At 72.4% G+C, this 25,162-nt stretch carries 17 protein-coding genes; 14 read left to right on the forward strand and 3 right to left on the reverse strand.

Annotated elements, in window-relative coordinates:
• The first annotated feature begins 90 nt into the window (after positions 1–90).
• The 6 genes from ACFYMP_RS05550 to serA all read left to right on the forward strand — a co-directional run bounded on the left by ACFYMP_RS05550 (position 91) and on the right by serA (position 10,575).
• Positions 91–1,053, forward strand: coding sequence for a 2-hydroxyacid dehydrogenase (locus tag ACFYMP_RS05550; RefSeq protein ID WP_388850883.1), 963 nt, complete (start codon positions 91–93; stop codon positions 1,051–1,053).
• 575 nt (positions 1,054–1,628) lie between these two features.
• Complete coding sequence (locus ACFYMP_RS05555; protein WP_388850887.1) at positions 1,629–4,760, forward strand: putative bifunctional diguanylate cyclase/phosphodiesterase; 3,132 nt, start codon at positions 1,629–1,631, stop codon at positions 4,758–4,760.
• A gap of 236 nt (positions 4,761–4,996) precedes the next feature.
• A complete protein-coding gene (locus tag ACFYMP_RS05560) occupies positions 4,997–6,856 on the forward strand; it encodes an acetolactate synthase large subunit (protein ID WP_388850890.1) in 1,860 nt (619 codons plus the stop codon).
• Between the two features lie 30 nt (positions 6,857–6,886).
• Complete coding sequence (gene ilvN / locus ACFYMP_RS05565) at positions 6,887–7,411, forward strand: acetolactate synthase small subunit (RefSeq protein WP_388850893.1); 525 nt, start codon at positions 6,887–6,889, stop codon at positions 7,409–7,411.
• A gap of 219 nt (positions 7,412–7,630) precedes the next feature.
• Positions 7,631–8,629, forward strand: coding sequence for a ketol-acid reductoisomerase (ilvC, locus tag ACFYMP_RS05570; RefSeq protein WP_388850896.1), 999 nt, complete (start codon positions 7,631–7,633; stop codon positions 8,627–8,629).
• A 344-nt stretch (positions 8,630–8,973) separates the two neighbouring features.
• On the forward strand, positions 8,974–10,575 hold the full coding sequence (gene serA / locus ACFYMP_RS05575) for a phosphoglycerate dehydrogenase (RefSeq protein WP_388850899.1): 1,602 nt from the start codon (positions 8,974–8,976) through the stop codon (positions 10,573–10,575).
• A 73-nt stretch (positions 10,576–10,648) separates the two neighbouring features.
• Here the strand turns inward: serA and ACFYMP_RS05580 are convergent, their stop codons facing one another.
• Positions 10,649–12,295 carry an MFS transporter gene (locus ACFYMP_RS05580; protein WP_388850902.1) on the reverse strand — a complete coding sequence of 549 codons (1,647 nt, stop codon included), beginning with the start codon at positions 12,293–12,295 and terminating at the stop codon, positions 10,649–10,651.
• A 96-nt stretch (positions 12,296–12,391) separates the two neighbouring features.
• Here ACFYMP_RS05580 and ACFYMP_RS05585 point away from each other — a divergent pair, with 96 nt between their 5' ends.
• Both ACFYMP_RS05585 and ACFYMP_RS05590 read left to right on the forward strand, forming a co-directional pair.
• Positions 12,392–12,985: a TetR/AcrR family transcriptional regulator gene (locus ACFYMP_RS05585; RefSeq protein ID WP_388850905.1), complete on the forward strand. Its 594-nt coding sequence runs from the start codon at positions 12,392–12,394 to the stop codon at positions 12,983–12,985.
• A gap of 383 nt (positions 12,986–13,368) precedes the next feature.
• Positions 13,369–14,709 carry a hypothetical protein gene (locus ACFYMP_RS05590; protein WP_388850908.1) on the forward strand — a complete coding sequence of 447 codons (1,341 nt, stop codon included), beginning with the start codon at positions 13,369–13,371 and terminating at the stop codon, positions 14,707–14,709.
• A gap of 51 nt (positions 14,710–14,760) precedes the next feature.
• Here ACFYMP_RS05590 and ACFYMP_RS05595 read toward each other — a convergent pair whose 3' ends face one another.
• Positions 14,761–15,924, reverse strand: coding sequence for a PucR family transcriptional regulator (locus ACFYMP_RS05595; protein ID WP_388850911.1), 1,164 nt, complete (start codon positions 15,922–15,924; stop codon positions 14,761–14,763).
• Between the two features lie 156 nt (positions 15,925–16,080).
• On the opposite strand from ACFYMP_RS05595, the gene ACFYMP_RS05600 reads away from it, so the two are divergent.
• The 5 genes from ACFYMP_RS05600 to ACFYMP_RS05620 all read left to right on the forward strand — a co-directional run bounded on the left by ACFYMP_RS05600 (position 16,081) and on the right by ACFYMP_RS05620 (position 22,059).
• The gene (locus tag ACFYMP_RS05600; protein WP_388850914.1) at positions 16,081–17,007 is read left to right on the forward strand and encodes a proline dehydrogenase family protein; all 927 of its coding nucleotides are present in this window, start codon (positions 16,081–16,083) and stop codon (positions 17,005–17,007) included.
• Positions 17,008–17,188: 181 nt separating this feature from the next.
• The gene (pruA, locus tag ACFYMP_RS05605) at positions 17,189–18,820 is read left to right on the forward strand and encodes an L-glutamate gamma-semialdehyde dehydrogenase (protein ID WP_388850917.1); all 1,632 of its coding nucleotides are present in this window, start codon (positions 17,189–17,191) and stop codon (positions 18,818–18,820) included.
• Between the two features lie 253 nt (positions 18,821–19,073).
• Positions 19,074–19,607 carry a GNAT family N-acetyltransferase gene (locus ACFYMP_RS05610; protein ID WP_388850920.1) on the forward strand — a complete coding sequence of 178 codons (534 nt, stop codon included), beginning with the start codon at positions 19,074–19,076 and terminating at the stop codon, positions 19,605–19,607.
• A gap of 158 nt (positions 19,608–19,765) precedes the next feature.
• Positions 19,766–21,583, forward strand: a complete 1,818-nt coding sequence (locus ACFYMP_RS05615; RefSeq protein WP_388850923.1) for an acyl-CoA dehydrogenase — start codon at positions 19,766–19,768, stop codon at positions 21,581–21,583.
• Positions 21,584–21,924: 341 nt separating this feature from the next.
• Positions 21,925–22,059, forward strand: a complete 135-nt coding sequence (locus tag ACFYMP_RS05620) for a hypothetical protein (protein ID WP_388850926.1) — start codon at positions 21,925–21,927, stop codon at positions 22,057–22,059.
• Between the two features lie 172 nt (positions 22,060–22,231).
• On the opposite strand, the gene ACFYMP_RS05625 is transcribed toward ACFYMP_RS05620, so the two are convergent.
• Positions 22,232–23,818 (reverse strand): purple acid phosphatase family protein, encoded by a 1,587-nt coding sequence (locus tag ACFYMP_RS05625; protein WP_388850929.1) that lies wholly within the window; start codon positions 23,816–23,818, stop codon positions 22,232–22,234.
• A 129-nt stretch (positions 23,819–23,947) separates the two neighbouring features.
• Between ACFYMP_RS05625 and ACFYMP_RS05630 the strand changes: the two genes are divergently transcribed.
• The gene (locus tag ACFYMP_RS05630) at positions 23,948–24,988 is read left to right on the forward strand and encodes a 3-isopropylmalate dehydrogenase (protein WP_388850932.1); all 1,041 of its coding nucleotides are present in this window, start codon (positions 23,948–23,950) and stop codon (positions 24,986–24,988) included.
• Positions 24,989–25,162 lie beyond the last annotated feature (174 nt).

The following is a 25,162-nucleotide window of genomic DNA, read 5'->3' on the forward strand; positions in this document are numbered from 1 at the left end:
CCTCCGGCGACGCGGCCGTCCGCGGCCGGTCCGGGGCGCTTGCCGCCCCGGACCGTCCCGTCGAGCGGGGCGGGTCATAACCTCCTGACCATGACAGATGACGTATGGCTCCCCTACCGCACGCACGAGCTGCCCGGACTGCCCGACCCCGTCCCGGCCGGACTGCGCTACCTCTTCTGGGACGGTGAGGAGGAGTTCCCGGGCGATCCGGCCCGGTGCGCCTTCTACGCCGTCCCCTACATGCGGGGAAGCGAGGTCGCGGTGCGGCCACTGCCCTCCATGACCTCCGTACGCGTCGTGCAGACCCTCTCCGCGGGCACCGACAACGTCGCGCCCGCACTCACCGGGCTGCACGCCGGGGTCCGGCTGTGCAACGCGCGCGGCGTGCACGAGGCGAGCACCGCCGAACTGGCCCTCACCCTGGTCCTCGCCTCGCTGCGCGGCATCCCCGGCTTCGTCGAGGGGCAGCGGACCGAGCGGTGGCGTTCCGGCTTCCACCCGGCGCTCGCCGACAAGACCGTGCTCATCGTCGGTTACGGATCGATCGGCACGGCCATCGAGGACCGGCTCGCGCCCTTCGAGTGCGCGCGGGTCCTGCGCGTCGCACGCTCGGCTCGCGCGGCGGAGCGCGGCCCGGTGCAACCGCTTGCCGATCTGCCCGCGCTGCTGCCACAGGCCGACGTGGTGATCCTCTCGACGCCGCTCACCGACGCCACCCGCCACCTCGTGGACGCCGGGTTCCTGGCCGCCCTCAAGGACGGGGCGCTCCTGGTCAACGTGGGACGCGGCCCCGTCGTCGACACCGAGGCGCTGCTCACCGAACTGGAGTCCGGACGGATCACCGCCGCCCTGGACGTGACCGATCCCGAACCACTGCCCGCCGGTCACCCGCTGTGGCACGCTCCCGGGGTGCTGATCACCCCCCACGTCGGGGGCCCGACCTCGGCCTTCGAGCCCCGCGCCAAGCGGTTGCTCGCCCAGCAGCTCACCCGCTTCGCAACCGGCGAGGAGCCGCACAACGTCGTGCTGACCACGGGGGAGCACGGTCGGTGAGCCCCCGCTGAGAGCGTCCCCGCCGCCCGCGGGGACGCGGCCGTACGCCCCCGGCCGCAAGGCGCGTCGGCCCCCGGAGCGATTGTCACAGAGAGTAGAGAGACTATGTCCCTGAGTGACAATCCTGGTGTATCGTCCCCGCAGGAGCGACGTCGCGCACGGTGACGGCGCCGGGGACGGGCCGCCGGAGGGACGCCGGCCGGCCGGGCGAAGCACTCGAAGGGACCGAGGGGGCGACGGGCGATGCGCGGCCGACCGACACAGCAGCGAAGCGAGTGCGGCCCCGGGGCCGCCGCACGGCACCGGTCTTCGGGCCGACGGGCCGCGAGCCACCGGTCCCGGGCCGTTCCGCTCCACGGAGTCCCCCACCCGGCCGGAGCGGTCCGCGGGTGCCCTGGACAGCCGCCCGCGGGTCGTGAGGGCGCCCCGCGCGGGCCGGTCGGCGACCGGCCCCTCGCCCTGGGCCCCGTCCCGGGCCGCCGTCCCGACCGGCCCGCCCGGCGTCGTGCGACGTGCGCGCACCCCGCGCCGGGCGCCCCCGCCCAGCGGTCCGGGGGCTTTGAGGGGGCGGTCCGGTGAGCGCCCCGGGGCTCGGTCTGCTCCACCGCCGGACTCCCGGCGGGGGGCTCCTCGGCCAACTGGTCCTGGCCCTCGTGTGCGGCGCGTACGCCCTGGGGGCCGCCCTCGGCTGGGGCTCCTCGCGCTTCGCCATGTTCATGGGCGACTTCGGCCTCAGCGGCGCCGCAGCCGCCGCCTCCGTCTCCTGCCTCCTCTACAGCCGCAGGCGCAGCACCCGGTTCCGCCCGGCCTGGGTGCTGTTCTCGTTCTCCTCGGCCATGGCCGCCCTCGGCAACGGCGTATGGGGCTGGTACGAGGTGGTGCTCGCCCGGCCCGTGCCCGCGCCGAGCCTCGCCGACGTCTTCTTCCTGCTCTTCGCCCCGCCCGCCATCGTGGGCCTCCTCGTCCTCGCCAAACGCCCCGTCACCCGGGCCGGCTGGGCCTGCCTCGCGCTCGACTCCTGGCTCATCGGCGGCTCCCTGCTGACCCTCTCCTGGAGTCTCGCTCTCGCCCACACCACCCAGTTTCGGGGCGAGAGCGTCCCGCGCGCCGCCCTCTCGCTGGCCTACCCGCTGCTCGACATCGCCCTGGTCAGCATGGTGCTCGCGCTGCACTTCAAACGCTCCGCCGCGGGCCGCTCCGCGATCAACACGGCCGTCGGCGCCCTCGCCCTCACCGTGCTGTGCGACGCGCTGTTCACCTCGCCGCTGCTGCGCGACTCCTACCGCTCCGGACAACTCCTCGACGCGGGCTGGTTCGCCGGATCGCTCCTGCTCGCCTACGCCCCGTGGGTGGCCGTCAAGCGCGGCCGGCGCGCCCCGGTCCCCGAGGAGGGCACGGCCCCGCCCGAACCGACCGGCTACCCGCTGCCGGCCGGCCCCCGGCAGATCACCGGCTCCCTCGCGGCGCTCACCCCGTACCTCGCGGCGGCCGTGTGCACCCTCGGCATCCTGTACAACGCGGTCAGCGACCGCAGCGTGGACCGCGTCGTGCTGTTCACCGCCTGCACCGTGGTGCTCGCGCTCGTCCTGCGCCAGGGCATCATGCTCATCGACAACATCTCCCTCACCCAGGAACTGGCCCACAAGGAGAACCACTTCAGATCCCTGGTCCAGGGCTCCAGCGACGTCATCATGATCGCCGCGCCCACCGGGACGCTGCGCTACGTCAGCCCCGCCGCCTCCGGCGTCTACGGGCGGGAGCCGCAGGACATGGTGGGCCGCGAACTGACCTCCCTCATCCACCCGGAGGACCGCGGTCTCGTCGTCCACGAGGTGCGCCGCTTCCTGGCCACGGACCCGGCGCGGGAGCCCACCACCCGCATCGAGTGCCGCTTCAGGTCCGGCCGCGGGGACTGGCTCAACGTCGAGTCCACCGTCAACCGGCTGCACGGCGGCCTCATCTTCAACAGCCGCGACGTCACCGAGCGCGTCCGGCTCCAGGCCCAGCTCCAGCACAACGCCGAGCACGACCCGCTCACCGACCTGCCCAACCGGGCCCTGTTCACCCGCCGGGTCCGTCAGGCCCTCATGGGGCGGCGCACCGGCGACCGGGGCATCGCCGTGCTCTTCATCGACCTCGACGGGTTCAAGGGCGTCAACGACACCATCGGCCACCAGGCCGGGGACGAACTCCTCGTGCAGGCCGCCCGCAGGCTCCACGAGTCGGTGCGCTCGGGAGACACCGCCGCCCGCCTCGGCGGCGACGAGTTCGCGGCGCTCATCCTCGGGGACGGCTCGCGCGAGCGGACCGGCCGCGAGCGGCAGATCAAGGAGCTGGCCGAGCGACTGCGGCTCGCCCTCTCCCAGCCGTACCGCATCGACGGGCACGAGGTCCGGGTGGCCGCCTCGATCGGGGTGGCCTTCGTCGAGCCGGGCCTGGGAGCGGGCGAGTTGCTGCGCAACGCCGACCTCGCGATGTACCGGGCCAAGGCCGCGGGCAAGGACCGCGTCGAGCTGTACGTCCCGCAGATGCAGGCCGAGGTCGCCCGCCGCACCCACCTCGCCGGCCGCCTGCGCACCGCTCTGAACGAGGGGGAGTTCTCCCTCCTCCACCAGCCGGGCGTGTGCCTGAGCACCGGCCGCGTCACCTGCGTCACCGCTCAGGCCCGCTGGCGCTCCGCCCAGGGCATCCTGTTCACCCCGGCCGAGTTCCTGCGCTCCCAGGAGGACGGCGAACGCACCGGGGCGCTCGGCCGCTGGCTGCTGGAAGAGGCCGTCGCCCAGGCCGCCGACCGGCGCGCGGAAGGCCACACGGTGCCCGTCTCCGTACGTGTCAGCGCGCAACGGCTGCTCGACCGCACCGCGCCCCTCGGCTCCGTGGAGGCCCTGCTCACCCGGCACGGGCTGCCCTCGGGGGCGCTCCAGATCGAACTGGTCGTGGACGACCCCCGCGTCCCCCTCGACGAGCTGGAACGCAGACTCAACGCGCTGCGCCGGCTCGGCGTACGCATCGGGCTGGACGGCTTCGCGCAGGGCCACGCCATGATCAACGCCCTGCGCAGACTCCCGCTGGACTCCCTGAAACTGGACCGGTCGCTCACCGAAAGCGTCGTCGAGTCGGCCCGGCAGTACAAGATCACCGCCGGCCTGCTCAAGATCGCCACCGATCTCGGGCTCTACACCTTCGCGGACGGCGTCGACCGGCCGGAACAGGTCACCGTGCTGCGTGCGCTCGGCTGTACGCACGGCCAGGGCATGGCCTTCTCCGGCCCGCTCGACGAGTACCGGCTGCGCCGCGCCCTCAGCCTCGGGAGCTACCCGCTGCCGGGCGCCCAGGAGGCCGAGGAGCCCGTGCTGGCCGCCTCCGGCGCCGCGGCACGCGGTCGCGGGGCGCGGGGCGGCCTGCCGGTCCGCCGCACCGCCCCGGGCGGCTTCCCGGCCCAGCCGCTGCGCGGCGACCCCCCGGAGGGCCACGGTGATCCCCCCGTACGGCCCCCAGAGGGCCCCGCTCGGCACGAACCCGCCGCGCGGCTCGCCGACCTCGCGCACGGCACCGCACGCGATAACGGCCCCGGACCCGGCGAAGGGCCCGACGGGCTGATGCCGGCCCCTGTCCCCGCCCCCACCAGCCACGACGAGAGGGCGGACGGCCGCACGGCCGCCCCCGCGGACAGTTCACATCATGAGACTCCCGTCCCACCGACTTGACAGTCACCACGGCACGGGAGGAGGGTCAAGGCCATGCGCACCCGAATTCTCGTACTTGGACAGCGCGTCGGCTGAAGCCGGAGACGTACCGTCCCGGCCACCGCACCCGACGCGCTCCCCTCGCCTGCCTCCCGGCACGAGGGGTTTTTTGTTGCACAGACGCCCTCCGGCGGTCTGGGTGACAGCCCGGAATACCACGCGAAACCGTCGAAAAAACCCTCAGCATCGAGAAGAGAATGCCGATGACCGAGCAGGCCACCGGGGCCCATCATCCGCAGCCGCGGCCCCGTTCCGGCGGACAGCAGTCCGCGACCGTCGAGCACGTCACGGGTGCGCAGTCCCTCATCCGTTCTCTTGAAGAGGTCGGCGCCGACACGGTATTCGGTATTCCCGGCGGAGCGATCCTCCCCGCCTACGACCCGATGATGGACTCCACCCGGGTCCGTCACGTCCTCGTCCGCCACGAGCAGGGCGCGGGACACGCGGCCACCGGATATGCGCAGGCCACCGGCAAGGTCGGGGTCTGCATGGCCACGTCGGGACCGGGGGCGACCAACCTCGTCACCCCGATCGCGGATGCCAACATGGACTCGGTGCCGATCGTCGCGATCACCGGTCAGGTCGCCTCCAAGGCCATCGGCACGGACGCCTTCCAGGAGGCGGACATCGTCGGCATCACGATGCCGATCACGAAGCACAACTTCCTGATCACCGACCCCGCCGACATCCCCCGGACCATCGCCGAGGCCTTCCACATCGCCTCGACCGGACGCCCGGGACCGGTCCTCGTCGACATCGCCAAGGACGCCCTCCAGGCCGAGACCACCTTCAGCTGGCCGCCCGTCCTGGACCTGCCCGGCTACCGGCCCGTCACCAAGCCGCACGCCAAGCAGATCCGCGAGGCCGCCCGGCTGATCGCCACCGCCAAGCGCCCCGTCCTCTACGTCGGGGGCGGCGTCGTCAAGGCCGGGGCCACCGCCGAACTCAAGGTGCTCGCCGAGCTGACCGGCGCCCCCGTCACCACCACGCTGATGGCCCTGGGCGCCTTCCCCGACAGCCACCCGCTGCACGTCGGCATGCCCGGGATGCACGGCAGCGTCACCGCCGTCACCGCCCTGCAGAAGTCCGACCTGATCGTCGCCCTCGGCGCCCGCTTCGACGACCGCGTCACCGGCAAACTCGACAGCTTCGCGCCCTTCGCGAAGGTCGTGCACGCCGACGTGGACCCGGCCGAGATCGGCAAGAACCGCCTCGCGGACGTGCCCATCGTGGGAGACGCCCGCGAGGTCATCGCCGACCTCGTCCAGGCCGTCCAGGCCGAGCACGCCGCCGGTCACGTCGGCGACTACACCCAGTGGTGGACGGACCTCAACCGCTGGCGCGACACCTACCCGCTCGGCTACGAGAAGCCCACCGAGGGCGTGCTCTCGCCGCAGCAGGTCATCGAGCGCGTCGGCGCCCTCGCCCCGGAGGACACGATCTTCGCGGCCGGCGTGGGACAGCACCAGATGTGGGCGGCCCACTTCATCCAGTACGAGAAGCCCGCGCACTGGCTGAACTCGGGCGGCGCCGGGACCATGGGCTACGCGGTGCCCGCCGCGATGGGCGCCAAGGCCGGGCGGCCCGGACAGACGGTGTGGGCCGTCGACGGCGACGGCTGCTTCCAGATGACCAATCAGGAACTGACCACCTGCGCCCTCAACAACATCCCGATCAAGGTCGCCATCATCAACAACGGCGCCCTCGGCATGGTCCGCCAGTGGCAGACGCTGTTCTACAACCAGCGCTACTCGAACACCGTGCTCTCCTCCGGGCCCGACACCGCGCCCGAGGACCGCCCCGCGGGCACCCGGGTCCCCGACTTCGTCAAGCTCGCCGAGGCCATGGGCTGCGTCGCGCTGCGCTGCGAGGACCCCGCCGAGCTGGACGCCGTCATCGCCAAGGCGAACTCCATCAACGACCGCCCCGTCGTCGTGGACTTCATCGTCCACCAGGACGCGATGGTCTGGCCGATGGTCGCCGCCGGCACCTCCAACGACGAGGTCATGGCCGCCCTCGGGCTGCGCCCCGACTTCGGCGACGGCGCAGACGACTGACGACGGACGAGCGAAGAAAGAGACCCACCCATGTCCAAGCACACGCTCTCCGTCCTGGTGGAGAACAAGCCCGGTGTCCTCGCCCGGATCACCGCCCTCTTCTCCCGCCGCGGCTTCAACATCGACTCGCTCGCGGTCGGCACCACCGAACACCCCGACATCTCCCGCATCACCATCGTGGTGAATGTCGAGGACCTGCCCCTGGAGCAGGTCACCAAGCAGCTCAACAAGCTGGTCAACGTCCTGAAGATCGTCGAGCTGGAACCCGGCTCCGCGATCCAGCGCGAACTGGTCCTGGTGAAGGTCCGCGCGGACAACGAGACCCGTTCCCAGATCGTCGAGATCGTCCAGCTCTTCCGCGCGAAGACCGTGGACGTCTCCCCGGACGCCGTCACCGTCGAGGCCACCGGGTCCAGCGACAAGCTGGAGGCCATGCTCAAGATGCTCGAACACTTCGGCATCAAGGAACTCGTGCAGTCCGGCACCATCGCCGTCGGCCGCGGCGGGCGGTCCATCACGGACCGTTCGCTGCGCGCGCTGGACCGCAGCGCCTGACCCGCGGCCCCGGCCGGCGGCGCCCGCACCAGGGCCCGCCGCCGGCCCCGCCGCACCGGGACGTCACCGCGCGCGCGACCCGCGCGCGGACTCCTTCGCACCACCCGTCACGCCCGCGCACCGTCCCCCGGGACCGTTCGTATGGCGAGACCTGAGAACGAACCCGTCGTCCCCCGCCGTACGGTGGGACGCATCATCTGTACACAAGGAGATAAACCAGTGGCCGAGCTGTTCTACGACGACGATGCCGACCTGTCCATCATCCAGGGCCGCAAGGTCGCGGTTCTCGGTTACGGCAGCCAGGGCCACGCCCACGCGCTGTCGCTGCGCGACTCGGGCGTCGAGGTGCGTGTCGGTCTGCACGAGGGCTCCAAGTCGAAGACCAAGGCGGAGGAGCAGGGCCTGAAGGTCCTCACCCCGGCCGAGGCCTCCGCGTGGGCCGACGTGATCATGATCCTGGTGCCGGACCCGATCCAGGGCAAGGTCTACGAGGAGTCCGTCAAGGACAACCTCAAGGACGGCGACGCCCTGTTCTTCGGCCACGGCTTCAACATCCGCTTCGGCTTCGTCCAGCCGCCGGCCGGCGTCGACGTGTGCATGGTCGCCCCGAAGGGCCCCGGCCATCTGGTGCGCCGTCAGTACGAGGAGGGCCGCGGCGTCCCGTGTATCGCGGCCGTCGAGCAGGACGCCACCGGCAAGGCCTTCGAGCTGGCGCTGTCGTACGCCAAGGGCATCGGCGGCACCCGCGCGGGCGTCATCAAGACGACCTTCACCGAGGAGACCGAGACCGACCTGTTCGGTGAGCAGGCCGTGCTGTGCGGCGGTACCTCCGCCCTGGTCAAGGCCGGCTTCGAGACGCTGGTCGAGGCCGGTTACCAGCCGGAGATCGCCTACTTCGAGTGCCTGCACGAGCTGAAGCTCATCGTCGACCTCATGTACGAGGGCGGCCTGGAGAAGATGCGCTGGTCGATCTCCGAGACCGCCGAGTGGGGCGACTACGTCTCCGGTCCGCGCCTCATCACCGACCAGACCAAGGCCGAGATGAAGAAGATCCTCGGCGACATCCAGGACGGCACCTTCGCCAAGGCGTGGATGAAGGAGTACGAGTCGGGCCTGCCGAAGTACAACGAGTACAAGAAGGCCGACGAGGACCACCTGCTGGAGACCACCGGCAAGGAGCTGCGCAAGCTCATGAGCTGGGTCGACGACGAGGCCTGAGCCGCCTGATCGGGGTGGGGGGGGGGGGGGGGGCGGCCCCCCCCCCCCCCCGCCCCCCCCCCCCCCCCCCCGCCGTTGTCATCCCGCCGGACCCGCCCGTCGAGACGCCGCCGGCACCCCGCCCGCTCCCGCTCGGCACCCCGCTCCTGCTTCACTGGACAAGGGGGCCGCTCCCGAACGAGTGAACCCTCCGCACAGGAGGAATCAGCGGGTCGGCGCAGCACTACACTGCTCAGAACACACGCGTCAGGCCCACAGTGTCGTGCGTCTTCCACGCGGCCAGAACCCCTCCACCGCCTGCGGCCGTCGGGACGGCCGTCCGCATTGGACATGTGAGGACACACGTGAGCGCGCACACGCAAGACAAGCCGGTCGTACTCATCGCCGAGGAGCTGTCGCCGGCCACCGTCGACGCCCTCGGACCCGATTTCGAGATCCGCCACTGCAACGGCGCCGACCGGGCCGAGCTGCTGCCCGCGATCGCCGACGTCGACGCGATCCTGATCCGCTCCGCGACCAAGGTCGACGCCGAGGCCGTCGCCGCGGCGCACAAGCTCAAGGTCGTCGCCCGCGCGGGCGTCGGGCTCGACAACGTGGACGTCTCCGCCGCCACCAAGGCCGGTGTGATGGTCGTCAACGCCCCGACCTCCAACATCGTGACCGCCGCCGAACTGGCCTGCGGACTCCTCGTCGCGACCGCCCGCAACATCCCGCAGGCGAGCCAGGCGCTGAAGAACGGCGAGTGGAAACGGTCCAAGTACACCGGCGTGGAGCTGGCGGAGAAGACCCTCGGCGTCGTCGGCCTCGGCCGCATCGGCGTGCTCGTCGCGCAGCGCATGTCGGCCTTCGGCATGAAGCTCGTCGCCTACGACCCCTACGTGCAGCCGGCCCGCGCCGCGCAGATGGGCGTCAAGCTGCTGAGCCTGGACGAGCTGCTGGAGGTCGCGGACTTCATCACCGTGCACCTCCCGAAGACCCCTGAGACGGTCGGCCTCATCGGTGACGAGGCGCTGCACAAGGTCAAGCCCTCGGTGCGCATCGTGAACGCCGCGCGCGGCGGCATCGTCGACGAGGAGGCCCTCGCCTCTGCCCTCAAGGAGGGCCGCGTCGCGGGCGCCGGTCTGGACGTCTACGCGAAGGAGCCCTGCACCGACTCCCCGCTGTTCCAGTTCGATCAGGTCGTGTGCACCCCGCACCTCGGCGCCTCCACCGACGAGGCGCAGGAGAAGGCCGGTATCGCCGTCGCCCGGTCGGTGCGTCTCGCGCTCGCCGGTGAACTGGTGCCGGACGCGGTCAACGTCCAGGGCGGCGTCATCGCCGAGGACGTGAAGCCCGGCCTGCCGCTCGCCGAGCGCCTCGGCCGCATCTTCACCGCGCTCGCCGGAGAGGTCGCCGTGCGGCTCGACGTCGAGGTGTGCGGGGAGATCACCCAGCACGACGTCAAGGTGCTCGAACTCTCCGCCCTCAAGGGCGTGTTCGAGGACGTCGTCGCCGAGACCGTCAGTTACGTCAACGCCCCGCTGTTCGCGCAGGAGCGCGGCGTCGAGGTGCGGCTGACCACGAGCAGCGAGTCGCCCGACCACCGCAACGTGGTGACGGTGCGCGGGACGCTCGGCGGCGGCGAGGAGGTCGCGGTCTCCGGCACGCTGGCCGGGCCGAAGAACCTCCAGAAGATCGTCGCCATCGGTGAGCACACCGTGGACCTCGCGCTCGCCGACCACATGGTCGTCCTGCGCTACGCGGACCGTCCCGGCGTCGTCGGCACCGTGGGCCGCGTCCTCGGCGAGGCCGGCATCAACATCGCCGGTATGCAGGTCTCCCGCGCCGAGGAGGGCGGCGAGGCCCTCGCCGTCCTCACCGTCGACGACTCGGTGACCCCCGCCGCCCTCTCCGAGGTGGCCCAGGAGATCGGTGCGACCTCGGCGCGCGCCGTGGACCTGACCTGACGCGCCGACGTGGGGGAACGGCCCCGGCCCGGGGCCGTTCCCCCACGTCGCGGCCCTGACGGCCCGCCTTCCGCTAAGGGAGGCGGGCCGTCGCGCTGTCCACGGCGGAGGGCGTGCTCGCCGGGGCGGTGCCGGCTGCCGTGGGTGTGCCCGCCGGGGCGGCCTCGGCCGTCCGGGCGGGCGGGGCCGTGGCCGGCCGGCCGCGCAGGGCGAGCGCCGCCCCGAGGGCGCAGAGGAGGAACAGCGCCACGCAGGCCAGGGCCGCCGCGTGCATCCCCGACACGAACGCCTCCCGCGCGGTGCTCAGCAGTTTCCCCGCCTCGGCCCCGGGCAGCCGGACCGCGACGGCGAGCGCCCCGCCCAGCGTCTCGTGCGCCTCCGACGGGGCCTGGGGGAGCGCGTCCGTGATCCGGTGCCGGTACAGCGCGGTGGCGATCGAGCCGAGCGTCGCGAGGCCCAGCGCCCCGCCGAACTCCTGCCCCGTCTCCAGCAAGGCCGAGGCCGAACCGGCCCGTTCGACCGGGACGGCGCCCATCGCGAGGTCCGTGAGCTGCGACATGACGGTGACCACGCCCATCGCGAGCAGTGCGGCGCCGGTCAGTACGAGGGCGAGCGCGTCGGTGTCCGGCAGGGCGAGGACGACGTAGCCGCCCGCCGCGAGCAGGAAGCCCCCGGTGACGACGTGCGCGCGGGCCACCCCGCGCTGCACGAGCGCGGTCACCGCCGGGGCGGTCAGCGCGATGGGCACCGAGGGCAGGAGGCTCCACAGCGCCGCCTCCAGCGCGCTGTTGCCGAGCACCGACTGCAGGTACTGCGTCGTGAAGAAGGCCGAGCCCATCATGCCGAAGGTCGCGAGGGCCGCGAGGACGGCGGCGGGGCGGTAGCCGCGGGCCCGGAACAGTACGGGCGGCAGCATGGGGTGCGCGGTCCGGCGCTGGCGCCGTACGAAGAACACCGCGCACACCAGCCCGAGGACGAGAGCCGCGACGTACCGCGCGCGCACGCCCCCGGAGGCGATCTCCTTGAGCGCGTAGACGAGCGGCAGGACGGCGGCCAGCGACAGCGGGACGCTCAGCAGGTCGAACCCGCCCCGTCCCGGCGTGCGGTACTCGGGGATGAGCACGGGGGCCAGGACGAGCAGCAGCACCATCGCGGGAAGGTTCACGAGGAAGACCGAACCCCACCAGAAGTGCTGGACGAGTACCCCGCTGGCCACCGAACCCAGGGCAATCCCGCTGGTCATGACGGCGCTCCAGATCCCTATGGCCTGGGCGCGCTGTCCGCTGTCCTGGAAGACCGACCGGATCAGGCCCATCGTCGAGGGCATCAGGGTGGCCCCGCCGACGCCGAGGACGGCGCGCGCCGCGATCAGCGTCTCCGGACTGTTCGCGTACGCCGCCGCCACCGAGGCGGCACCGAAGGCGGCAGCCCCGCACATCAGCAGGCGGCGCCGGCCGATCCGGTCGCCGAGGGCGCCCATCGTCATGAGCAGACCGGCCAGCACGAAGCCGTAGATGTCGAAGATCCACAGCTGTTCGGTGCCGGACGGGGCGAGGTCCGCGTTGATCGCGGGGATCGCGAAGAACAGGACGGAGGCGTCCATCGAGACCAGGAGGAGAGCCAGCATCAGGACGCCGAGGGCGGCCCATTCGCGGCGCCCGGCGCGGGGCGGAGTGGAGACGGTGTCAGGAGCGGTGTCGGACGCGTTGTCAGCTGCCATGGCCAGGACTGTACGCATGTATTAAACGGTTGTCTATGACGCTTGTTCCATACGCTCGTCTGGGACGGTCGTCAGTGAGCCGATAGGCTCGGCGGCATGGGACACCGTGAGGATCTGCTGGAAGGGGCCCAGCGCTGCCTGCTGGCCAAGGGCTTCGCGCGCACCACCGCGCGCGACGTGGTGAAGGAGTCGGGCGCCAATCTGGCCTCGATCGGCTACCACTACGGCTCGAAGGACGCTCTGCTCGCCCAGGCCTACGTCGCCCTCATCGAGAAGATGGACATGCGGGCGCCGGTCGCCGGGACGTCGGACGGGGCGACGGCTCCCGGCTCCCTGGAGCGCTTCCGCGCGGTCTGGGCGAAGGTCCTCGACGACTTCCCCGAGAGCCGCGCCGTGTGGCTGCTGTCCTTCGAGTTCCTGCTGGTCGGCGACCGGATGCCGCAGGCTCGCGAGGTCTTGGTCGCCGCTCAGGCACAGGGGCGCAGCGGACTCGTCCCGCCCTTCACCGACCTGCTGGAGGAGTCCCTGCCGCAGGACGTCGTGGAGTCCGAGGGGCGCTTCTACCAGACGGTGCTCAACGGCCTCATGCTCCAGTGGCTCTTCGACCCCGGATCGGCCACTACCGCCGACCAGTTGACCGAGGGGCTGCGACGCGTGCTCGACGGCGCGCGGAAGGCCGAGGGGGGCTGAGGGACGGCACGCCCGCCCCCGGCACGGGGGACACGGGACGGCACGCCCGTCGCCGGTGCCGGAGCGGGGAGGGCGCGCCCCTCCTCGGTGCCGTAGCGCCCCGGACGGGGCGATACGAGGGTCTGGACCGCCCCGGCCGTCCGGCCCCTCGTGGTGACCGCCGAGGGCCCGCACGGATCGGGCGCGTGCCCCGTGTCCTATGCCACGGGGCCCTGAGCCCCGTGTCCTGTGCCACCTGGCGCTGAGCCCCGTGTCCTGTGCCACGGGGCTCAGGGCCACCGCGCGTCCGCGGGGGGGGGCACCTGCCACGCACGGTCTCCCCGACGGGGCGTCAGTTCCCCGCACGGGCCGGGCTGTCAGTGCCCGCCAGCAGAATGGCGCGCATGATCCGTACTCTTCCGCAGGCCCCGCCGCGCACTCTTCCGCTGGCCCTGCCGCGCACTCTGGTGGACACCCACCGCATCGACCTCACCGCGCCCTACTCCACGGGCTGGTCCGTGAAGGCGCAGGACGTCGTGGCCGCGCCGGGCGGGGACGTCTACGCCCTCTACGGAGTGCACCGCCACACCCACGGAGTGGCCGAGGACGAACCCGACCCGGCGAAGGCCGACTTCGGGTACCGGATCATCACGTGGTACTCCGCGGACGGCGAGGTGCTGGCCGGCGCCCTGTGCTGCCCGTCCTCCGGCGACGGGGAGACGACCGCCGTGGCCGGGGGCAGCGACATGACGCTGTGCGTCCTGCCGGACGGCACCCTGGCCCTCGGCGCCCACCCGGACTCCACCACCCTGATCGCCCCCGACCTCAGCCGGGTGCTCGCCACCTACGACGCGAAGGACGAGCGCCCCTTCGAGGAGCTGACGTCGCCGGGCGACGGCTTCGCCGGCTCGATCGCCGTCACGCCCTCGGGCCGCCTGCTGTGCGCCAACGCCGAGTACGGGGTGTGGAACTACGGCAATCCGCTGGCCGGACTCGTCGGCCTCGCCGCGGGCGGCCTGAGCCCCACCACCAAGCCGGTGATCGAGGCGATAGCCGCGCTCGACCCCAGCCCCACCCCGTACCGCGCGGACGACCGGCGCGCCCACCTCCAGTACCGGGGCGCCCCGGTCGGCCCCCGCCACCGGCCCGAGCCCGCCCTGACCGAACTGCTGGCGGACGAGGACCGCCTGTCGCACTGGCACGACTCCCGGCTCGGCAGGCCCGTGCCGCTGGCCGAGGACCTGTTCGTCGTCCCCGTCTACGCCGGCACCTTCCGCGGCGGAAGCCGCGGCCAGCCCTTCGTGTTCGCCCTCGTCGACGACCGGGGAACCATGACGGGGCGCCTGCACGGACTGCACCCCTGGCACGACAGCCCCTTCACCGGCTTCTGCTTCAACCTGGCCGCCGACCCGCACCGGGGCCACGCCTTCCACCTCAACCGCTACGGGCTGTACGCCTGGAACAAGGCCGGGGTACTGCGCGCCAAGCTGGACACGACGGTCAAGGAGTTCAAGCCCCTGGCCCACTTCACCCTCACCACCTGCTCACCCGAGGGCGAACTGCTGCTGGTCCACCGCAAGCAGCACCTCGTTCTGCGCGTCCCCGTCCCCGAGGACCTCGGCGCGCTCGCCCCGGCCGTCGAAGCGGCCCTGCGCGCCTACACCAGGCAGCGCACCGCCCTCAAGAAGCGGTACGCACCCGTCAACTGGCACTGGACCCACACCGCCCCGGTGCACCGCCTGTGAGCCGGGCCGCGCCCCCTCCCGCACCGCTGGTGGGGCGAGCCGAGCGGCGTCTTACAGGCGGGCCGCCTTGACCCCCATGTGCAGCAGCAGCCGGTGCTCCCCGTCGTCCAGGTCCAGGCCGGTCAGCTGCTCGACGCGGGACAGCCGGTAGTACAGGGTCTGGCGGTGGATACCGAGGGCGGCGGCGGTGCGGCCCGCCTGGCCGGCGTGGTCCAGGAAGACCTCCGCGGTGCGGGCCAGCTCGGCGTGGGCGGGGCTGAGCAGGTCCCGCAGCACGGGATCGTGGGCGGCGCCCGGGGGCAGCGCCGTCAGCAGGCGGTAAGGCCCGACCGCCTGCCACTGCGCCACCGGCCCCAGCTCCGGTTCGGCCGCCGCCGCCCGCGCCGCCGCCGACGCCTCCCGCCACAGCTCGGGCACCTCGGCCGGTCCCCGGCGCGGCGCCCCGACCCCGGCCGCCGCACCCGCCGCGAGCTTGCCCGCCGCGGACAGCACCGAGGCCGGCACCCCGGGCCCCGTGCGGACCCGTACCAGCAGCGCGAGGCGGCGGCCGCCGCCCGCCGTGGGCAGTACGCACGAGGCGGCGGTCCCCGGCACCCGCCGCGCCGACGGCGGCTCCTCGGCCGGCCAGGGCGCCACGCACAGCACCGTGTAGAGGTCCTCCGCGTTCGGGCCGAGCGCCGTGCGCAGCGCGGCGAGCGCCGTGTCCCGCTCCCAGTCGGCCTCCGTCGTGATCACCCGGCGGAACTCGCGCGTCGCGGCGTCCTCCGCCGTCGCCTCGTCCGCCATGAGCGTCCCGATGCGGTCGGCCACCTGCATCGCGGCGGTGAGCTGCGGCCCCGTCGGCCCCCGCTCGCCGTCCAGCAGCCACACGTAGCCGTACGCGGCGCCGCGGTGCCGTACCGGCAGACAGATGCGGTCCCGCAGTACCCCCGCCTCCGGGGCGGCGGGGATGCGCACCGGGCCCGTCGCCCGGGTGATGCCGAAGCCCTCGAACCAGGCCCGGACGGCGGAGGAGGAGGTGCGGGTCAGGATCGACCGGGTGCGGACCGGGTCGAGCGCCGACTCGTCCACGTCGCTGCCGCTGTCGTGGGCCCCGAAGGCGATCAGCCCGAAGTCGCGGTCCTCCAGCGTCGCGGGGGCGCCGAGCAGCGCGGAGATCTCGTCGATCAGTTCCTGGTAGTCGGCCTTCACCCCGCCATTGTCGCGCGCTCTCATACAGATGTCTGAGATCCGCGCGGAGGATGCGTGACAGGTGTCGATGGCAGAGCGCGCGCGGCGTCCCTACATTCAGCAGTGGCTGTCCTCGCCCTCGCCCGTTTCCGCAGCCCGCGTCCGGGTCAGGCGTGTTCCTACTCGTCCGTGGAGGTCCCCGTGCTGGGTCCTGTCATCCTCGCCGCGTCCCGCAGCGACAAGCTGCGCCGCGTGATCTCGGCCGCGCCCGTCACCAAGCCGGTCGTGAACCGGTTCATCCCCGGCGAGTCGGTCGAGCAGGTCGTCCCGATCATCGTGGACGCCGCCGCCAAGGGCCTCGAACTCACCATGGACGTGGTGGGTGAGGACATCACCCGTCCCGAGCAGGCCACCATCGCCCGCGACGCCTACCTCGAACTCATCGAGCACCTCAAGACCCTGGGCCTGGGCACCCGCGCCGAGATGTCCGTCAAGCTCTCCATGTTCGGCCAGGCGCTGGAGGGCGGCCACGAGCTGGCCCTCGCGGGCGTCCGCCCCGTCGTCGAGGCCGCCGCCGCGATCGGCACCACGGTTACGCTGGACGCGGAGGACCACACGACCCTCGACTCGATGTTTGCCATCCACGAAGAGCTGCGGAAGGACTTCCCGCAGACCGGCTGCGTCATCCAGGCGTACCTCTTCCGCACCGAGGAGGACGCACGGCGGCTGGCCGCCGCGGGCAGCCGCGTGCGCGTCGTCAAGGGCGCCTACAAGGAGCCCGCCTCGGTCGCGTACCAGGACAAGGCCGAGATCGACAAGGCGTACGTCCGCGTCCTGCGTGTCCTCATGGAGGGCGAGGGCTACCCGATGGTCGGCTCGCACGACCCGCGCATCGTCGCCATCGCCCAGGACCTCGCACGGCGCGCCGGACGCAAGCCCGGTGACTTCGAGTTCCAGATGCTCTACGGCATCCGCTCCGAGGAGCACCTGCGGCTCGCCGCCGAGGGCCACCGGATGCGGGTCTACACCGCGTACGGCACGGACTGGTACGGCTACTTCATGCGGCGTCTCGCCGAGAAGCCCGCCAACCTGCTGTTCTTCCTGCGCTCGATGGTCACCAAGAACTGACCGGCCGAGCCCTCCCCACCCGGCCCGCGGTCACCGAGAACCGAACCGGAGGCCGGTGCGGACCCCGGCCCGGGAGAACCCGGAAGCAGGGGGCCCGCCCCCGGCTCGCGCCCCGTACGCCGCACCCCGCCCCCGGCGAAACCGAACCGCCGCCCCCACGACCCAAGGAGACACGGAACCCATGGACGCTGTGACCCAGGTCCCCGCCCCGGTCAACGAGCCGGTCCACGGCTACGCCCCCGGATCGCCCGAGCGGGCCCGCCTCGAAGCCAAGCTCAAGGAGCTGGCCGAGAACCCGATCGAGCTCCCCATGACCATCGGAGGCGTCAAGCGCCTCGGTGGCGGCGAGGAGTTCCAGGTCGTCCAGCCGCACAACCACAAGTCGGTCATCGGCACCGGCCGTGCCGCGACGCGCCAGGACGCCCAGGACGCCGTGGACGCCGCGCTCGCCGCCGCCCCCGGCTGGCGCGCGACCTCCTTCGACGACCGCGCCGCGATCATCCTGCGCGCCGCCGAGCTGCTCTCCGGCAAGTGGCGCGAGACCCTCGCCGCCTCGACGATGCTCGGCCAGGGCAAGACCGCGCAGCAGGCCGAGATCGACACCCCGTGCGAGCTGGTCGACTTCTGGCGCTTCAACGTGCACTACGCGCGAGGCATCCTCGCCGAGCAGCCCCCGGCCAACTCCGCCGGCGTGTGGAACCGCATGGACCACCGCCCGCTGGAGGGCTTCGTCTACGCGATCACGCCCTTCAACTTCACGGCCATCGCCGCGAACCTGCCGACCGCCCCGGCCCTCATGGGCAACGTCGTCGTGTGGAAGCCGTCCCCGACGCAGACCCACGCCGCCGTGCTCATGATGGAGCTGCTGGAGGAGGCCGGACTGCCCAAGGGCGTCATCAACCTCGTCACCGGCGACGGCATCGCCGTCTCCGAGGTCGCCCTCACCCACCGTGACCTCGCGGGAATCCACTTCACCGGCTCGACCAAGACCTTCCAGCACCTGTGGAAGGAGGTCGGCAACAACATCGAGAACTACCGCACCTACCCGCGCCTGATCGGCGAGACCGGCGGCAAGGACTTCGTCGTCGCCCACCCGAGCGCCGACCCCGCCGTGCTCAAGACCGCGCTGACCCGCGGCTCCTTCGAGTACCAGGGCCAGAAGTGCTCGGCCTCCTCGCGCGCCTACATCCCGGCGTCGATCTGGGACAACGGGTTCAAGGAGGAGTTCGCGGCCGAGGTCGACGGCATCGCCATGGGCGACGTCACCGACCTGTCGAACTTCATCGGCGCCGTCATCGACGAGCGGTCCTTCGCGAAGAACAAGGCCGCCATCGACCGCGCCAAGAACGACCCGGCCTGCACCATCGTGGCCGGAGGCACCTACGACGACTCGGTCGGCTACTTCGTCCGCCCCACCGTCATCGAGTGCACCGACCCCGAGAACGAGGTCTTCACGACCGAGTACTTCGGCCCGATCCTGGCCGTCTACGTCTACCAGGACGAGAACTACGACGCGATGCTCGACCAGATGGAGGCGGTCTCCGACTACGCCCTCACCGGCTCGGTCATCGCGAACGACCGCCAGGCCGCCGCGCGCACGATGGAGAAGCTGCGCTACGCCGCGGGCAACTTCTACATCAACGACAAGTCGACCGGCGCCGTCGTCGGCCAGCAGCCCTTCGGCGGCGGCCGCGCCTCCGGCACCAACGACAAGGCGGGCGCCCCGCAGAACCTCCAGCGGTGGACGCTCACCCGCGCCATCAAGGACTCGCTGGTGTCGCCGACCGAGTACGGCTACCCGCACATGGGCTGACCCCGGCCCTCGGAGGACCGGCCCGCGTGCCCTCCCCCTCCCTCCCGGCCCCCGCCCCCGGCCCCGGTGCTCATACCGGCCGGGGGCGGTGTCGTGTCCGCGTACGGTGACGGCCGGGACGGCGTGGCGGGGGTCCGGCCGCACTCCTTCCGCCACGAGGGGCCCCGGCGGCGCCCGCCCCGCGCGGTGCCCGCCCCGTCCCGCTTCCCGGATGCGCCCACTCCGCCCCCTCCCACTGACTACCGTGTACGGGATGACTCAACAACGCACTGTGCACACCGCCGATCTGACGGAGCGGGAGCTGTCCCGCGTCCGCACCCTGCTCGACGCCGCCTTCGCGGGCCGCTTCGACGACCGGGACTGGGCCCACACGCTTGGCGGGCTCCACGTGCTGATCACCCACGGCGGAGGGCTGATCGCGCACGGCAGCGTCGTCCAGCGGCGGGTGCTGCACCACGGGCGGTCCCTGCGCGTCGGCTACGTCGAGGGCGTCGCCGTCCGCGCCGACGCGCGCCGCAGGGGCCTCGGCTCCCGGGTCATGGCCGAACTGGAGCGGATCGTCGACGCCGCCTACGAACTCGGAGCCCTGTCCGCCTCGCGCCTCGGGGCGCCGCTCTACGCGACGCGCGGCTGGCAGCCCTGGCCCGGATCGCTCGCGACCCTGGGCCCGGCCGGGCCGATCCCGCTGCCCGAGGAGGAGGGCAGCACGTGGGTACGGGCCGCGCCCGAGCTGCTGGACCCGGCACACGTGCTGCACCTCGACTGGCGCGACGGCGACATCACGTGAACGCTCGAACGCCGTAAGCAGGAGCCAGCGGACCGAGTGCGCCCCTTACGGCAGCACGCGCCCCACCGGGGCGCACCCCTGTCCAGATCACTAAGCGTCCGCTTAGTATGGCCCGGTGGGCGGGACCGCCCGTAACGCCGCCCGAGGAGAGGGACGCCATGCCGAAGAAGGACGACCGCGCACACTCCCTGCTGCTGTCCCGCCGGGACCTCGGTTTCCTGCTGCACGAATGGCTGCGGGTCGAGGAGCTCACGAAGCGGCCCCGCTACGCCGAGCACGACCGGGAGACCTTCGACGCGGTCCTGGAGCTGAGCGAGACCATCGCGACCCGCCACTTCGCCCCGCACAACAAGAAGAACGACGCGCAGGAGCCGAGTTTCGACGGCGAGCGGGTGCACATCATCCCCGAGGTCGGCGAGGCGCTGAAGGTCTTCGCGCGGGCGGGGCTGACCGGCGCGGGCCTGGACGCGGAGGTCGGCGGGATGCAGCTGCCCCGTGTCGTCACCGACGCGTGCTTCGCGTGGTTCCAGGCCGCGAACGTCGCGACCTCGGCCTACCCCTTCCTCACGGTCGGCAACGCCAACCTGCTGCTCGCGCACGGCAGCCGGGAGCAGATCGACACCTATGTCCGCCCCATGGTCGAGGGGCGCTGGTTCGGCACCATGTGCCTGTCGGAACCGCAGGCCGGCTCCTCGCTCGCGGACGTCCGCACCCGCGCCGAACGCGCCCCGGACGGGACCTACCGCCTCTTCGGCAACAAGATGTGGATCTCCGGCGGCGACCACGAGCTGTCCGAGAACATCGTCCACCTCGTCCTGGCCCGCACCCCGGGCGGCCCCGCGGGCACGAAGGGCCTGTCGCTGTTCGTCGTGCCCAAGCGGCTCGTGGGCCCCGACGGGGCGCTGGGGGAGCGCAACGACGTCGTGCTCGCCGGGCTCAACCACAAGATGGGCTACCGGGGCACCACCAACACTCTGCTCAACTTCGGGGAGGGCGCGCACCGTCCGGGCGGCGAGCCGGGCGCCGTCGGGTACCTCGTGGGGGAGGAGAACCAGGGCCTCGCCCACATGTTCCACATGATGAACGAGGCCAGGATCGGCGTCGGTCTCGGCGCCACCGCGCTCGGCTACACCGGCTACCTGCACGCGCTCGACTACGCCCGCTCCCGCCCCCAGGGCCGCCCCGTCGGGGCGAAGGACCCGGCCACGCCGCAGGTGCCGATCATCGCCCACGCCGACGTGCGCCGGATGCTGCTCGCGCAGAAGGCGTACGTCGAGGGGGCGCTCGCCCTGACGCTGTACTGCGGCCGCCTCGTCGACGAACAGCGCACCGCTCCCGGCGAGGCGGAGCGCGAGCGCGCCGGACTGCTGCTCGACATCCTCACCCCGATCGCGAAGAGCTGGCCCTCTCAGTGGTGCCTGACCGCCAACAGCCTCGCCATCCAGGTGCACGGGGGCTACGGCTACACCCGTGAGTACGACGTCGAGCAGTTCTACCGCGACAACCGCCTCAACCCCATCCACGAGGGCACGCACGGCATCCACGGCCTGGATCTGCTCGGCCGCAAGGCGGTGATCGGCGGGGGAGCGGCGCTGCGGCTGCTCCTCGGGGCCATCGGCGAGAGCGCCGGGCGCGCCCGGACGGCGGGCGGCGACCTCCCGGCGTACGGGGAGCGACTCGTGGAGGCCGCCGACCGTGTCGCGCGCGTCACCGCGGCGCTGTGGGCCGACAAGGACCCCGACACCGCGCTCGCCAACGCCTCGGTCTACCTGGAGGCCGTCGGCCACGTCGTGATCGCCTGGATGTGGGTCGAACAGCTCCTGGCGGCGGACGGCCGTACGGGCGACTTCTACGCGGGCAAGCGCGCGGCCGCCCGCTACTTCTTCCGCCACGAGCTGCCGGCCACGGGGCCCAGGTTCGACCTCCTGGAGAGCCTGGACACCACCGCCCGCGACATGGACCCGGCGCAGTTCTGAGACAGCCTCCGGCGCACCGTCCCGAGGGCGGGCGCGCCGGAGGCCGTCTCAGATAGTAGGAAGTCCGAGTAATTGTGGAGACAGCGAAGGGAACCTGGCCTACTTTTGTAGGAGCCGGACTGTTCTCGCTGTATCCAGCGAAGGCGGACGCGTACCGCGGCCCCGTGCAGGCGAACCCTGCGGGCCGGGTCCCCGCCCCTTGCGGCGCTCCCCAGCTCTCCCCTCGACCACACCCGGCCCGCCCCGAGCGGCCCCGCCGTGGCCCCCGAGGCCGCCAGCGCACCAGCACCGCCCGTACGACATGGCTTCGTACGGCAAGGACCTCAAAGGAGTCGATCCTCATGGCCGCAGAGACGACCGCCCGCCGAGTCCGTCACCGCTCCGCGACCCAGAGCGAGTCCGAGCGCAAGAACGCCGCAGCCGCCCTCCAGCGCGCCCTCGACCGCCGGGACAACGGCGGCGTCACCGGGCACTGACCCCCCGGTGGCCCGGGTCCCCGCGCCCGGCACACCCTGCCGCGGGGGCCCGCCGAACTGATATACGTACCGGACCGGGAGCCGCCGGTGGCCGGCCGGACCGCTTCGCGCGGACCGGCCGGCCCATTTCCGCCCGGCCCGGCCGCCTGCCGCCTGCCGGGCCCGCCCCCGGTCAGCGCGTGATGGTGAAGTGGTCGATCCGTTCACCGCTCTCGGCGAGCGCCGAGACCTCCAGCCGGGGCCTGGCCCCCGCCGTCACCTCGACCGCCAGGAACGAGAAGCCCGTGTAGCGCACCCGCGACCACTCGACGGCCTCCTTGACCTTGCCGGAGGCGGTCCAGTGGTAGGAGTCGACGCTGTCCACGTGGGCCTCGTGGCCCTCGTAGGAGTCGGGCGCGGGGAAGTTGTAGAGCGCCTTCCCCGCGCCACCGGCCGTGACGTACACGATGCCGTCCCGCGTGGAGCTGACCGACTCGCCGACCGGGACGGTGCGCGCGACCTGCCCGCCGCGCAGCGCGTCGGTGCGCTCGTACACGTGGTTGTGGCCGTTGACCACGAGATCCACCCGGTACTTGTCGAACAGCGGCACCCACGCGTCGCGCACCCCGCCGTCCGAGGCGTGCGCGTTGGTCGTGGAGAAGGCGCAGTGGTGGAAGAAGACCACGAGGAAGTCGACGTCGCGGTGGGCCCGCAGCTCCTTGAGCCGCCCCTCCAGCCAGCGGGTCTGCGCCCCGTCCGTGTATCCCGTGTTGGCCTTGATCTCCAGGCTCACGTCGTTCGCGTCGAGGGCGACCACACCCACGTTCCCGTACACGAAGGAGTAGACACCCGGCGACTTCTCGGCGTCGAGCCCACCAGCCGGCAGCGTCCAGCGGGCGTTCTGGCCGCCGTAGCCGTTCGGCGAGTACCACGCCTCCATGTCGTGGTTGCCGGTCGTCACCATCCACGGGACCCGCGCGGCCACCGACTCGGTCTGCGCGAGGAACTGGTCCCACACCCGCGCGTCGTAGGCGTCCGTGCTCTGCCCCGAGCCGCTCGAATCGGCGTAGCAGATATCGCCCGCGTGCAGGTGGAAGGAGGGGTTCTGGCCGAGGATCACCGCGTCGTTGGCCAGCGCGTCGTAGGACACGCCCTGGTCGCCGAAGGCCGTGAAGGTGAAGGAGCCCGGCCGGGCCGGCGCCGTGCGGAAGGTGCCCACCGTCCCGTAGTTGCGCGCGTCGGCCGGGTCGAAACCGGTGTGGCCCACCCCGTAGTAGTACGTCGTGTCCGGACGCAGGTGCTCCAGCGAGACGTGCAGGTAGTACTGGTCCACCGCCGGCAGCTTGGCGGTCAGCGCGGGCGTGTGCAGCGCGCGCACCTCGGCCTCGATCCTGCGGCTCAGGTCCCACGGCCTCGTACCCACCCGAAGGAAGGGTTTGCGCACCGGCAGCGGCACCTGCCAGCTCACCGTCATCTGCGTCTTCGGATCGGCGCCGAAGGCCAGGTGGCGCCCGAACGGGGCGACGAGCGAACCGTCGACCGGCGAGGCGCCGGAGTGTGCGCCCGGCAGGAAGTCCGGCGTCCTGGCGGGGGCCTGCGGCTGCGCCGCGCTCGCCCCCGCGCCGCCGAGCAGACCCGCGCCCGCGAGAGTGCCGGCGGTGACCGTGCCGGCCCGCAGGGCGCCGCGGCGGCTCAACGTGTGCCGCAGGTACTCGTGTTGCTCGGGCATCGTCATACGGGCGGCGAGCCGGTCGGGGATTCCGAATCGGGGAGTGTCCATGAACGGAACGTCCCACTCGGCGGTAACCGCTCCCTTACGGGTAGGTGGCCGGTACACGTCCTCCTGGCAAGGTGTCCGTATGATGGACGTGCCGTGTCAGGCAATGGGACGAGGAGTAGGGTGCCGGGCATGTCGCGCACCATCAATCTCGCAGTGATCCCCGGTGACGGAATCGGTCCGGAGGTCGTGTCGCAGGGCCTCAAGGTCCTCAACGCGGTCCTTCCGCAGGACGTCAAGCTGGAGACCAAGGAGTACGACCTCGGCGCCCGGCGCTGGCACCGCACGGGGGAGACCCTCCCGGACGCGGAGCTCGCGGCGCTGAAGGGGCACGACGCGATCCTGCTCGGTGCGATCGGTGACCCCTCCGTGCCCTCCGGGGTGCTGGAGCGCGGCCTGCTGCTCAAGCTCCGCTTCGCGTTCGAGCACTTCATCAACCTGCGCCCCTCGAAGCTCTTCCCGAACACCGCGAGCCCGCTGGCCGGCCGCCCCGACATCGACTTCGTCGTCGTGCGCGAGGGCACCGAGGGCCCGTACACCGGCAACGGCGGCTCGCTGCGCACCGGCACCCCCGCCGAGGTCGCCACCGAGGTCAGCGTCAACACCGCCTTCGGTGTCGAGCGCGTGGTCCGGGACGCCTTCGCACGCGCCCAGGCCCGTCCGCGCAAGAAGCTGACCCTGGTGCACAAGAACAACGTCCTCGTGTACGCGGGCCACCTCTGGAAGAACGTCTTCGACCGGGTCGCCCAGGAGTACCCGGACGTCACCACGGACTACCTGCACGTGGACGCCGCGACGATCTTCTTCGTCACCCAGCCCGAGCGCTTCGACGTGATCGTCACCGACAACCTCTTCGGCGATATCCTCACCGACCTCGCCGCAGCCGTGACCGGCGGCATCGGCCTGGCCGCCTCGGGCAACGTCAACCCGACGGGCGAGTTCCCCTCGATGTTCGAGCCGGTGCACGGTTCCGCCCCGGACATCGCGGGCCAGGGCAAGGCGGACCCGACCGCGACGATCCTCTCGGTCGCCCTCCTGCTGCGCCACCTCGGCCTCGACGCCGAGGCCGTCCGCGTCGAGGAGGCCGTCACCGCCGACCTCGCCGCCCGGGACGGCTCGCCCCGCACCACGGACGAGATCGGCGACGCGCTCGCCGTACGAGTAGCGGGCTGACCCGGCCGCCGCTCCACGCTCCACCGAGCGAACGAAGCCGCCGGGTCCCCAGACAAGGGCACCCGGCGGCTTCTCGCGTAGGCGAGACCGGGTGCGACCATCGACCCAGGACCGCGCCCTCCACCCCTCGGCATTCCCCCTCCCGCACATCCGCGCGATAATCGGAGGCGGAGC

The sequence above is a fragment of the Streptomyces sp. NPDC007088 genome, from assembly GCF_042869355.1.
Classification (GTDB): domain Bacteria; phylum Actinomycetota; class Actinomycetes; order Streptomycetales; family Streptomycetaceae; genus Streptomyces.

Bases quoted from the DNA above. Each gene is read 5' to 3' on its own strand.
- ACFYMP_RS05585 (WP_388850905.1), top strand. From the start codon at position 12,392: ATGGGACACCGTGAGGATCTGCTGGAAGGGGCCCAGCGCTGCCTGCTG.
- ACFYMP_RS05620 (WP_388850926.1), top strand. From the start codon at position 21,925: ATGGCCGCAGAGACGACCGCCCGCCGAGTCCGTCACCGCTCCGCGACC.
- ACFYMP_RS05550 (WP_388850883.1), top strand. From the start codon at position 91: ATGACAGATGACGTATGGCTCCCCTACCGCACGCACGAGCTGCCCGGA.
- ACFYMP_RS05590 (WP_388850908.1), top strand. From the start codon at position 13,369: ATGATCCGTACTCTTCCGCAGGCCCCGCCGCGCACTCTTCCGCTGGCC.
- ACFYMP_RS05615 (WP_388850923.1), top strand. From the start codon at position 19,766: ATGCCGAAGAAGGACGACCGCGCACACTCCCTGCTGCTGTCCCGCCGG.
- pruA (WP_388850917.1), top strand. From the start codon at position 17,189: ATGGACGCTGTGACCCAGGTCCCCGCCCCGGTCAACGAGCCGGTCCAC.
- ACFYMP_RS05610 (WP_388850920.1), top strand. From the start codon at position 19,074: ATGACTCAACAACGCACTGTGCACACCGCCGATCTGACGGAGCGGGAG.
- ACFYMP_RS05625 (WP_388850929.1), bottom strand. From the start codon at position 23,818: ATGGACACTCCCCGATTCGGAATCCCCGACCGGCTCGCCGCCCGTATG.
- ACFYMP_RS05595 (WP_388850911.1), bottom strand. From the start codon at position 15,924: ATGAGAGCGCGCGACAATGGCGGGGTGAAGGCCGACTACCAGGAACTG.
- ACFYMP_RS05630 (WP_388850932.1), top strand. From the start codon at position 23,948: ATGTCGCGCACCATCAATCTCGCAGTGATCCCCGGTGACGGAATCGGT.
- ACFYMP_RS05560 (WP_388850890.1), top strand. From the start codon at position 4,997: ATGCCGATGACCGAGCAGGCCACCGGGGCCCATCATCCGCAGCCGCGG.
- ilvN (WP_388850893.1), top strand. From the start codon at position 6,887: ATGTCCAAGCACACGCTCTCCGTCCTGGTGGAGAACAAGCCCGGTGTC.
- ACFYMP_RS05580 (WP_388850902.1), bottom strand. From the start codon at position 12,295: ATGGCAGCTGACAACGCGTCCGACACCGCTCCTGACACCGTCTCCACT.